Below are 11800 nucleotides of genomic sequence, written 5' to 3'. Positions count from 1 at the left end.
CTTTCGTAACCTACTGAGCTAAAAAAAGCATATAAAAAGCCTTAAGCAACACGAGTTCATCGTATTGCTTAAGACTTTTTATTTTTTATCGTATGACATAATTAAAATATTAAAATGATTATCCGTTTAGACTGCTATTATTTTTAAAATTTGTATGTCGTTGCATGCTAGCAGCTCATCTATTACATGTATGATTGATCTTTGATTGCTTCAAAGTGTTTTTTTATGTGTCTAACCTTTTTATTATTCTTACTAAACTTTCTAATGAAGTGATTTTATTGCTTTCGTCGCTAACACCATATTGCAATCTGTAATTTAACAGCATCAGAGTATTTTTTTGGGTTTAATCCTGTTTCTTTTTCACATTTTTCTAACCTATACAATAAAGTATTTCTATGGATATACAATTTTTTAGCAGTTTGCGTTATATTTAAATCATTTTCAAAGAAACTTTTTAGTGTATCGATACTCTGTTGACCCACATCACTTAATATTCTTTTTTTAAATCGTTCTCTTATGTTCTTATCAATTTGATATAAAAGTGTTTTTTCTTCTATATCTTCAAATGAGGTTACAACCTTTTCATTTTCAGCCAACATAAACACTAACTCACACTCTTCATATGCATTTTTAAAATCTTTTAATCTTTTAAACATAAGACTTGAAGCCATTTGAACGTTAAGCTCTAAGTTTTGAAATATTTGATATATATGATTGATTTTATTATCTAAAGCTTGCACTGACTGAGCAGTAGCAAGAATAACAATACGGTTATAATTCGTAAATGCAATTGTAAATGAACGGGCGTCTATCCTACTCGTTAATGAACGTACAATGCTATTTCTAGAAAAAATCTGCTTTTCAATATCGATAATAATACATTTTCTATAGGTTAATAAATCGATATTGAGTTGTTTCATTAAATATTGAATAAAGGATTTTGATGATTCACTTTTTAACAACTCCTCTATAAATAATTCTTGACTCCGTATTTGCCCTTCCAATTCATATGTAAAATAATTCTGATAAAGTAACAATTCTGTAGACATTTTAACTAAATCTGCTACATGTGTAATTTGACTAGGATTACCTGTAATACCGATAACACCTACTATATTATCTTGAAAAATAATAGGTAAGTTAATACCTGCCTGCGTACCTTTAAGATGTAAACTGTCTTTCTGGTTAATTACCACGGTTTTTTCTTGTTTCAACACTTCTATAGCACCTTCGTGTAGCGTACCGATACGTCTTTTATCGAAAGACGCAATAATTACTCCATTAAAATTCATAATATTAATGTTAGTTTTGGTTCTTTTAGCTGTTTCATTAACGATTAACGTTGCCATTTCTTCAGTCAATATATCCATTTATCTCACCACTTGTTATTTATATACAAATTTAAAATATTATTTTTGTATAGTTTAACCCTTTTTCCAAAATAGTAAAATCGTTAAACTTAGAACAATACATTTTAGAAAACGCTTTCTTATAAAGGAGAAATTCACAATGGAAATCATATTAGCACCTGATTCATTTAAAGGAAGTATGAAGGCAAGCGAAGTAACCAAGTATATGAAAGATTCTATATTAGAAGTTTTCCCTGAATCTACCATTCATGATTTACCCATCGGTGATGGTGGCGAAGGAACAATGGAAGCATTAATAAATGCAACAAATGGTTCGTTTACTACAGTCAGTGTAACCGGACCACTTGGTGACAAAGTAACAGCTCAATACGGTATTTTAGATAATCATACTTGTGTCATTGAAATGGCAGAAGCTTCAGGATTAAAGCATTTAGATCAAGACGAATTAAACCCTTTATATACGACAACGTATGGTACAGGCGAATTAATTTTACATGCTTTGAATCACGGATATCAAAATTTCATCCTGGCGATTGGTGGTTCAGCTACAAATGACGCTGGCGCAGGTATGTTGCAAGCTTTAGGAGCAGATTTAAAGAATAACCAAAATCATTCAATACATTTTGGAGGTGGAGAACTACAAAATTTAGCTCAAATTGACTTATCGAATTTTGATCCTCGAATCGCTTATTGTAATTTTATTATAGCGACTGATGTTCAAAATCCATTAGTAGGACCTAATGGCGCATCATTTATTTTTGGGAAACAAAAAGGTGCATCTGCACAAAATATGCATCAACTCGATGATAACCTCACTCATTGGGCTAATCTAGTTGAACACACTACAGGCATAAGGCTACACGATTTACCTGGTGCTGGCGCAGCAGGTGGTTTAGGAGGTGCTTTCAAAGCATTTTTCCCAAGTTACTTTAAAGAAGGTATCCAGGTAGTTATGGAATATATACAATTTGAGAAATACTTAAAGCAAGCAGACTTAATCCTTACTGGAGAAGGAAAAATCGATCAGCAATCTTTTTATGGTAAAGCACCAATTGGCATTGCAAAATGTGCTAAAAAGTATAATGTACCAGTTATTTTTATAGGAGGATCAGTAGAAGTAGATGAAAAAGACTTAAAAGACAGTGGTATACTCAGCGCATTTAGTTTAAGTAATGGACCTATGTCATTAGAAGAAACATTTTCAAAGTCGGAAAAATTGATAAAACAAACAACCAAGAATATTGTAAAAACATTTTTCCATAACCAATAACATATTAAGGGGATGTTAGTTATGAGAATTAAAGATACAATAGAAAAAATTCCTGGAGGATTGATGGTAGTCCCGTTGCTTTTAGGCGCTACAATAAACACCGTTGACCAATTACATTTAACTCCTATAATGAACCTACTTAAGTCACTGGGCGCACCTAAAACTGAACAAGGATATTACGAAATGCTTCAAATTGGGGGTTTTTCACAAGAACTATTCAAAGATAGTGCTCTTGTCTTAATTGCACTTTTTATATTTTGTGTAGGAAGTCAAATGAATTTAAAAATTGGCGGTAAGGCCTTAAAAAAAGGTATGCTATTAACAACAACGAAATATTTTTCTGGGTTAGCAGTAGGACTCCTATTAGGCTCATTATTTGATCCTTGGAGTGGACTATTCGGTTTGTCTACAATTGCTGTCATCGCAGCAATGACAAATAGTAATAGTGGCATGTATGCTGCTTTAACAAGTACTTATGGGAATCGTTCAGATGTTGGTGGCCTGTCCATACTTGCTATTAATGATGGACCATTGTTAACTTTGATTTCGTTGGGATTTATTGGTACAAGCTTTCCAATCATTTCATTTATTTCTGTGCTTTTACCTTTAAGTATAGGCATGATATTAGGCAATCTTGACCCTAAAATATCAGAGTTTTTACGTCCAGGTGAAACCATACTCATCCCCTTTTTCGCCTTTTCTTTAGGTGCTGGTATGAATTTAGCTGAATTCTTTAATTTTTCCGTATTATCAGGAGGCTTAACGTTAGCAGTATTAACCTTTATTTGTACCGCATTTACTGGTATCATTGCCTTTAAAATATTTAAAGAAAAGAGTGTAATTGCACCAATTTCTGAATCATCTACAGCAGGTAACGCAGTATCTACACCTGCTGCAGTAGTTGCTGCTGCTTCTACGGCGCTCGCAAATGGTAATCTGAGTCAAAGTGAGTATGCTATGATTGAGAAAGTAGCACCTATCGCCACAGCACAAATTTCAATTTCGGCTATTACTACAGCAATATTATGTCCAATAGCAGTCATATTGATTGATAGGTATCAAAAAAGTAAAGGAATATATGGAACAAAGGAATATGTTACTCAATCGACCCAAACACATTCTAATGCGGAAATAAAATCACATTTTTATGAAAGCGCTTCATATAAGGAGGAAGATCGACCTTGAATACAGAAATATTATATGGAAAGTCAAACCTTAATATAGAATTACCTGAAAACTGCGTCTTAATAGAGCCAACACCTATACCTGCACTCGAAAATGATAAACAAGCCATACGTGATGCATTAAAGAATCCTATAAATTCGGATCCGCTGGAAGATTTAGTAAAATCCAATCAGACTGTTTCAATCGTTATTAGTGATATCACGCGCCCTACACCCAATCATATACTTGTACCTCTTATTATAGAATGCCTTGCACATGTACCTTTAGAAAATATTGTTATCATTAATGGTACTGGTACACATCGAGATCAAACTAAAGATGAATTGATACAAATGTTAGGTGAAGATATCGTAAACAATATTAGAATTGTACATAATCATTGTAATGATAAGCAAACTTTAAAAAAAGTTGGCCATAGTAAATATGGCTGTGATGTTTATTTAAACAAAGATTATGTAGATTCTGATTTCAAAATTGTAACTGGCTTTATAGAACCACATTTCTTTGCTGGATTTTCAGGAGGACCAAAAGGAATCATGCCTGGTATTGCAGGTATAGAAACGATTATGACATTTCACAATGCCAAAATGATCGGTGATATTCGTTCTACTTGGGGGAATATGACAGACAATCCAGTACAAGATATGACTCGAGAAATTAATGCCATGTGCAAACCTGACTTTATGCTCAATGTAACATTGAACAAAGAAAAAGAAATTACAGAAGTCTTTGCTGGAGAACTGTATAAAGCACATGATTTGGGATGTGCTTATGCTAAAAAACACGCTATGTTCAAATGTGACCATCGCTTTGACGTCGTTATCGCATCTAATTCTGGTTATCCACTTGACCAAAATTTATATCAAACAGTTAAAGGAATGAGTGCTGCTCATAAAGTGGTTAAAGAAGGCGGCAGTATTATCATGTTATCTGAATGCAGCGATGGTTTTCCAAATCATGGTAATTATGCAGAAATACTGAAAATGGCAGACACCCCAGAAGCACTTGTCAAAATGATTAATGATCCAAACTTCGCCATGCTAGATCAGTGGCAAGTTCAAAAACAAGCTGTGATTCAAACTTTTGCCAATGTGTATTTATATTCCAAATTAACTGATCAACAAGCAAAAGATGCTATGTTACATCCTGTTTCAAATATTGAAGCAACATTAAAAACTTTAGAACGACAATATGGGAAAGACATGACTATTGGCGTTATGCCACTCGGCCCACTTACCATACCGTATGTAGAATCATAATTTTCAATACGTCCAAAAATATTTAAGGAGGAAATTTAAATGATGACTAAATTACAGAATAAAGAATTTAAACTTGAAATGCTTTTAAAAGAAATGGAGACAGTAGTTATTGCTTTTTCAGGCGGTGTCGATAGTAGCTTAGTTCTGAAAAAAGCAATTGATGTATTAGGTACCAATAATGTAAAAGCAGTGATAGTTAAATCAGAACTATTTAGAAACGAAGAATTTAATCAGGCTATAGAACTTGGAAACACGTTAAATGCAGATATCGTAGAGACGGAAATAGCAGAATTAAAAGACCCACACATCATAAAAAACACACCCGACAGTTGGTATTACAGCAAATGTTTATTATACGCAAAACTAGAAGCGTTAAGAAAAACATTTGGATTCAATTATGTGTTAGACGGCATGATTATGGACGATATTTCAGATTTCCGACCAGGTCTTAAAGCGAGATCTGAATACGGGGTGAGAAGCGTTTTACAAGAAGTTGAACTTTATAAAGATGAAGTACGAGAACTAAGCAAATCAAATGGCTTACCGGTTTGGGATAAGCCTGCACTTTGTAGCTTAGCTTCTCGTATCCCTTATGGTGAACCACTTAGTTTCAACAAAGTTAATAAAGTTAATGAAGCTGAAAAATTCATTTTAGATTTAGATATTAATAACGTGAGAGTACGTTATCACGACAACATAGCACGTATCGAAGTTGATGAAACAGATATTGTTACGATGATTCAACATAAAGACCAAATTTCACTACGACTTAAAGAGCTTGGCTTTGACTATGTCACAATTGATTTAGAAGGCTATCGTACTGGTAGTATGAATGAGGTCATACAATCTTAATTTTAACGCTATAGTATAAAGGTGGTTTAACTATGACAGATAAATATGATTCCATCGAATCATTATTGCAAGCAGTAAAATCAGATCAATTATCAATATCTGAGGCTAAATCAGAATTAAGTCAATATGATGAATTAGGTTTTGCAAAAATCGACCTACATCGTAGAAAGCGACAAGGATTCCCAGAAGTAATATTTGGAGAAGGTAAAACTGAGCAACAACTAGTGAAAATCATTCACTCATTAATATTACACGAAGAAACAATTTTAATTACTCGTGTTAATAATGAAAAAGCCCATTTTATTTGTGAAACATATCCTCAATTGGTACATCATGCAACAGCACAAATCGTTTGTACATCTTTAGAGCATATTACCAAGACACAACGTCAAGCTGCTATTATTTGTGCAGGTACGTCTGACCTTCCTGTAGCGGAAGAAGCTGCTATAACAGCAGAAGTAATGGGAATCTCAGTAAAGAGATTTTACGATGTTGGAGTTTCTGGTATCCACCGTCTTTTCGCTCATATTGATGATATTCGCAATTGCAATGTATCTGTAGTAATAGCTGGCATGGAAGGCGCGTTAGCAAGTGTAGTTGCTGGCTTGGTTGACCATCCTGTCTATGCCGTACCAACAAGTATTGGTTATGGTGCAAATCTAGATGGTATCACTACATTATTATCAATGATCAATTCATGTGCACCTGGTTCTAGTGTACTTAATATTGATAATGGCTTTGGCGGTGGTTATAACGCTGCTATGATTGTCAATATGTTGGAACAACATTAAGGGATGGAGTGAATGATATGACGAATACAATATATTTAGATTGCCATGCGGGTATTGCAGGTGACATGTTGCTATCTTCTCTAGTAGACTTAGGTGCAAATATAGCTTACATTGAATCTCATTTACAAAAGTTGCCACTTAATGATTTTAAATTGCACTTTTCTAATCAAACCAAGCAAGGTATTCAAGCCAAACAACTAGATATTGATTTTAGTGAAACAACACACCATAGAACAGCTTCTGATATTACAAAAATGATACAGGATAGTGATTTACCCGCAAGAGTTAAAGTACGAAGCCAAAAAGTCTTTGATACGATTGCTCACGCAGAAGCTAAAATTCATGGGATGTCCGTTGAAGAAGTACATTTTCATGAAGTAGGCGCTATGGATTCCATTATCGATATTATCGGCGGTTGCCTTGCTTTAGAAAATTTGAAAATTGATGAGTTACACGCTTCCCCAATTCCAACAGGTGGAGGTAAAATAAATATCGCTCATGGATTATATCCTGTGCCTGCACCAGCAACGGCAGAAATTTTAAAAGGTATACCGCTTGCTTCTTTTGATATTAATAGCGAATTAACGACGCCAACCGGAGCAGCTTTTATTAAAGCATTAGCATCTAAAATTGGTCCTTTACCTTCTGTCACAATAGAAGAAATTGGTTATGGAAGTGGCACCAAAGACTTTGATTTTCCAAACATTTTAAGAGCAATTCAATTTAAAACTAAAGACAATACACCAACACAAGTCCAAGTAATAGAAAGTCAGATAGATGACATGTCTGCTGAGATGTTAAGTTACTTTCTTGAACAAGTTTTAGAAGATGGTGCATTAGATGCATACTTCACACCTATCACCATGAAAAAAAGCAGACCAGCCACTCAAATCACAGTCATTTGTAAATTAGAAAATGCACAATTTTTCGAAGACTATGTTTTAAAAAATACATCTACATTAGGAATTAGAAGTTACACGGTTAATCGTAAAGTACTCCATAGACAATTCGAAACAATTCATACAAATTATGGAGCGATTTTAGTAAAAACAGCCATGTTAAATGGAAAAATAATTAAGGCAAAACCAGAATTTGAAGATGTGCGAAACACTGCAATTCAAGCAAATAAACCATTCTTACATGTATACAATCATATTAATCAAGAGATTCAAAAACATATACAATTTGACTGAATTTCTTAAACCTTATGCCACATAAGTACTAATAGAATAAGCCTATAACTGAAATTTATAGAATTTCAGTTATAGGCTTACTTCATCTTAGTAGTTAATATGTTTAATTACTTTTAGCGTTTTCTGGCTTTTGAGCATCCGGATTGGTGTATTTTGATGGATTGTAATCGGCGCCTTTCGTATAGTCAGCAGAAGCATCCCATAATAAAAATTCATGAATATTATGATCTTTTAACGCTTGTACTTGTGCAGTTACTTCCGCTTTGTCATAGGATTTATACTGCCCTTCTCCTAAATAAGAGGCTGTAAAATCTTGAAGCCATGGACGAGATTTAACCTTTTTAGGGTCGATACCTTGCAGTGCTTCTTTTTCTTTATCAAGATAACGATCCACTGTTTTATATGGTTCTGTATCTGGCGCTTCTAATCCAAAATCTCCTGGGCTCCAATGAGAAGGATAAATCATCGATGAAATGACATCTACATTTTTGGCGATTTTAGGGAAGCTTTGCCCAATACCTGGTGTTTCTTTAACCGTAGCTGCGTAACCAAAAACATCCGCAGATGTTTGAACATCATATGATTTTAAATCTTTACGTGCAGTTTTCAAAAAATTAGTAATCGTATCTACACGTTGCTCAACATGGTTTAAATCACTATTTTTATACTTTCCATTTGAATATTGTAGTGATTTATCTTTGTTTTCAAATCCTTCAGGAAATCGAACATAGTCAAATTGAACTTCTTTAAATCCTGCTTTAGCCGCTTCTTTTGCAACTGCAATATTATATTTCCATACTTTATCATTAAAAGGATTTAAAAAACTATCCCCACCTTCACTTTCCCAAACATTACCATCAGACGTTTTAAATGACCAATCAGGTTTTTCTTCAGACAATCTAGAATCTTTAAATGTAACAATACGTGCAATTGGATAAATATTGTTTTTTTCCATTGCTTTTATGACTTTTTTTACGTCAACACGATTCACTGTATTGCTGCTAATCAATTTATTGTCACTTTTAAAGTCCATCGTTATATTTCCTTCATCATCTTTAACGTCAATTACCATGGCATTTAATTCAGTTTCATTTATAAATTGTATAAGTTCTTCAAAATTTTCCCCTTTTGCTGAATCCGGTGTTACATAGATACCTTTCACACCATCTTTTGGATAATCAACATCACTATATGTATGCTTTTTTGATTTGTTTGAACTTTCTTTACCTTCATTTGTTTCTTTCTCATTGTTAGAACCACTGTTACAAGCTGACATCATTAATACGGTCACAAATAATATCACTATAAATTTCCATACCTTCATTGAATTATCTCCCTCTCCCTTAATCAATTCAAAGACAAAAACATTTAAATCACAAATAAGTATTACACTACACATATTATATCATTTTAATATTTTAAACAATGTAAATTCCGAACTTTTATTTATAAAAAAAGACAGAAATAGTTATCAATTACAGGATTGACGACTTATTTCTGTCTTTTAAGCTATTATTTTTAATATTATCAATTCAGCTGTGCTCAACTTTTACTTAATTGAAGGCCCAATACTTAAATTGGCACTCGCTAATGCTTGCTCTAACACATCTAGTACATGAATACTATGCTCTAATTGTCTTGTTGCAAATATAATGTTTTGTTCCCGAATTACTTTTTCAATTTTCACAAATTCTTCGTACATTCGATGCTTGTGTGCGTTCACCTGATAATACTGTGTACCACCAGTGTGATATTTTAATTCGAATGCATTCAACTCATTTGTAGGACCTTTAAGATTGATTGTTGCTTTATCTCCTTGAATATAAGATTGATTATCAGAACTAGAATCTTTAGCCCCAATACAAACTACTTTCATCTCTTCATATTCTAATTGTAAGATACCAGAAGTATCTATATTTTTTTCAATATTTGCAAAGTATGTCACTTTATTAGGTTTACCAAATAAGCCTACTGCTAAATGAACATTGTAAACATTAATATCCATTAATGCACCGCCACCCTTACTCGGATCAAATGCGGGTTGAATAATGTCATTTTTAAAATCATCAAATCTTGAGGAATACTGTGAATAGTTGAACTGAGCAATTTTGCAATTTCCAATTTCTGGTATACTTTGCTTAAGTACATCATAATTACTTAAATACAAATTGGTAATCGCTTCAATAATAATCACCTTTTGTTGCTCTGCTAAATCTTTAAGTATGATAAGCTCCTCTGTGGTTAATGTAAAAGGTTTTTCACAAATCACATGCTTATTTTTTGCTATAGCTTTACGTGCGTAATCAAAATGAAGATGATTGGGAACAGCCAAATAAACAGTGTCTATCTTTTCATCTTCTATAAACGCTTGAAAATCTTCAAAGACTTGCTTAATATCAAATTGCTTTTGCAATTGAGCTACATTCTCAGGATTACGTCCAGTAGTCACTATGCTTTGTATATGAATTTCTGGTATCTCTGACATCACTGGCAATGCTTCTTTTACAATTTTTCCGGCTCCAACTATACCTATATTCATAAATTTCCCCTTTTTTATCATAAAAATTTATTGTCTATAATGAAATATCTACAATTTTTGAATCATAAAATTAAATCATCTATAACGATATTAATGGCTGTGGCATTTACCTGTCCAACCTTATAAAACATAATACGTCACAGTTTATTTGTTCATTTCATCATCTTTTCTATCGTTACATTTGAATATTTCACGACAATTTTATATGTTTAGCTAACAACTCTTTAATCCTTTTTTGTGCTATTTCCCAAGAAATAACTGCTCGTATATAAGTCATGTACTGCTACATTGCTTTCAGCTAATGTTTCCTTTTAGTATTAACTTAAAATTAAATCAACAAGTTCTTCTGCTGACGTTTTACCGAAATAGTAAGGAATATCCATTTTACTTAAAGCATCAAACAAATCTGCTTTAACAACTCGAACACCGATAAGTTGCTTTTCAACTTCTCTAATATCACCTTGACAAAAAAAATCACCATAAATACGACATGCCTTGATGCGACCATGTTCAACAGCTAGTGTAATATCAATGGTACCTGCCGCTAATTTCGCATCTCTATTATATTCATAGCGCGGGGAACGTCCATAGTTCCATTCCCAATTCTTATATTTATTTGTCACCATTTCATCTATCGCACGCCAGTCCGCTTCACTTAATTCATAACGTTTAACGTCATTGATATCGTCTAAGCCCAATAATTGTTTAATCATTAAGTCTTTAAACTCATGTATTGTAATATTTTGATATTCATTTGCTAAATGTTCGCGAATAGCTCCAACTCTCGATCTAACAGATTTAATTCCTTTAGATTCAATTTTTTTACGATTCGGCTTTAAAACTTTAATCATTGCTTCGTAATCAACATCTAATAAAAGTGAGTAACCTCCATAGATACGTCCATTGATTAAAGTCATAGCAGCGCCAGAAATTTTCTTTCCATTAATCTCTAAATCATTACGTCCACTTTGAATGACTTCGGTAGCACCTAAATTATGTAACGCCTTAATTGCTGGCTCATAAAACTTTTGAAAATCACCATATATCGAATGATCATTCTGTAAAAGACAGCACATATTCACAGCACCACGATCCACATAAACTGCGCCACCTCCTGTTTCACGACGCATCACTTGTATACCATGTTCATCTACATAATCTTGGTTAATCTCTACTGCTGTGTTTTGAAAACGACCTATTTCCACTTTTGGATCACAATAATAAGGTAATAAAATATCATCATCTAAAAATATATTTTGACTAACATAGACTTGCATTGCAGTATTAACTGCACCATCTGTTATATATTCACCGTTACGAATCGGTTCAATTAAATACATA

10 protein-coding genes are annotated in these 11800 nt (G+C 33.2%); 6 read left to right on the top strand and 4 right to left on the bottom strand.

Going from position 1 to position 11800, the window contains the following annotated elements; genetic code table 11:
* Positions 1 to 290 precede the first annotated feature (290 nt).
* Entirely contained in the window at positions 291 to 1370 is a 1080-nt protein-coding gene (locus tag AB1J10_RS08685; protein ID WP_070037117.1) for a CdaR family transcriptional regulator, read from the bottom strand.
* Between the two features lie 139 nt (positions 1371 to 1509).
* Between AB1J10_RS08685 and AB1J10_RS08680 the strand changes: the two genes are divergently transcribed.
* From AB1J10_RS08680 to larC, 6 genes are read left to right on the top strand one after another with little or no spacing between them, the layout of a single operon-like run.
* Positions 1510 to 2640: a glycerate kinase gene (locus tag AB1J10_RS08680; protein WP_046206605.1), complete on the top strand. Its 1131-nt coding sequence runs from the start codon at positions 1510 to 1512 to the stop codon at positions 2638 to 2640.
* A gap of 21 nt (positions 2641 to 2661) precedes the next feature.
* Positions 2662 to 3825 carry a 2-keto-3-deoxygluconate permease gene (locus AB1J10_RS08675; protein ID WP_070658059.1) on the top strand — a complete coding sequence of 388 codons (1164 nt, stop codon included), beginning with the start codon at positions 2662 to 2664 and terminating at the stop codon, positions 3823 to 3825.
* Positions 3822 to 5084: a nickel-dependent lactate racemase gene (gene larA, locus AB1J10_RS08670; protein ID WP_046206604.1), complete on the top strand. Its 1263-nt coding sequence runs from the start codon at positions 3822 to 3824 to the stop codon at positions 5082 to 5084. Before AB1J10_RS08675 ends, larA begins: the two co-directional genes overlap by 4 nt.
* A 42-nt stretch (positions 5085 to 5126) precedes the next feature.
* On the top strand, positions 5127 to 5936 hold the full coding sequence (gene larE, locus AB1J10_RS08665; protein WP_192948046.1) for an ATP-dependent sacrificial sulfur transferase LarE: 810 nt from the start codon (positions 5127 to 5129) through the stop codon (positions 5934 to 5936).
* A gap of 32 nt (positions 5937 to 5968) precedes the next feature.
* Positions 5969 to 6727, top strand: a complete 759-nt coding sequence (larB, locus tag AB1J10_RS08660) for a nickel pincer cofactor biosynthesis protein LarB (RefSeq protein ID WP_046206603.1) — start codon at positions 5969 to 5971, stop codon at positions 6725 to 6727.
* Positions 6728 to 6744: 17 nt separating this feature from the next.
* Positions 6745 to 7920: a nickel pincer cofactor biosynthesis protein LarC gene (gene larC / locus AB1J10_RS08655; protein ID WP_369003099.1), complete on the top strand. Its 1176-nt coding sequence runs from the start codon at positions 6745 to 6747 to the stop codon at positions 7918 to 7920.
* Positions 7921 to 8023: 103 nt separating this feature from the next.
* Here larC and AB1J10_RS08650 read toward each other — a convergent pair whose 3' ends face one another.
* From AB1J10_RS08650 to AB1J10_RS08640, 3 genes are all read right to left on the bottom strand, one after another.
* Positions 8024 to 9244, bottom strand: coding sequence for a putative glycoside hydrolase (locus AB1J10_RS08650; protein WP_046206601.1), 1221 nt, complete (start codon positions 9242 to 9244; stop codon positions 8024 to 8026).
* 225 nt (positions 9245 to 9469) lie between these two features.
* Complete coding sequence (locus AB1J10_RS08645) at positions 9470 to 10459, bottom strand: Gfo/Idh/MocA family protein (RefSeq protein ID WP_070037112.1); 990 nt, start codon at positions 10457 to 10459, stop codon at positions 9470 to 9472.
* Between the two features lie 317 nt (positions 10460 to 10776).
* Complete coding sequence (locus AB1J10_RS08640; protein WP_107520715.1) at positions 10777 to 11799, bottom strand: lipoate--protein ligase; 1023 nt, start codon at positions 11797 to 11799, stop codon at positions 10777 to 10779.
* Position 11800 lies beyond the last annotated feature (1 nt).

The sequence above is a fragment of the Staphylococcus cohnii species complex 1663 genome (assembly GCF_041008415.1).
In the GTDB taxonomy this organism is placed as follows: domain Bacteria; phylum Bacillota; class Bacilli; order Staphylococcales; family Staphylococcaceae; genus Staphylococcus; species Staphylococcus ureilyticus.
This window is presented reverse-complemented; position numbering and strand designations above follow the sequence as displayed.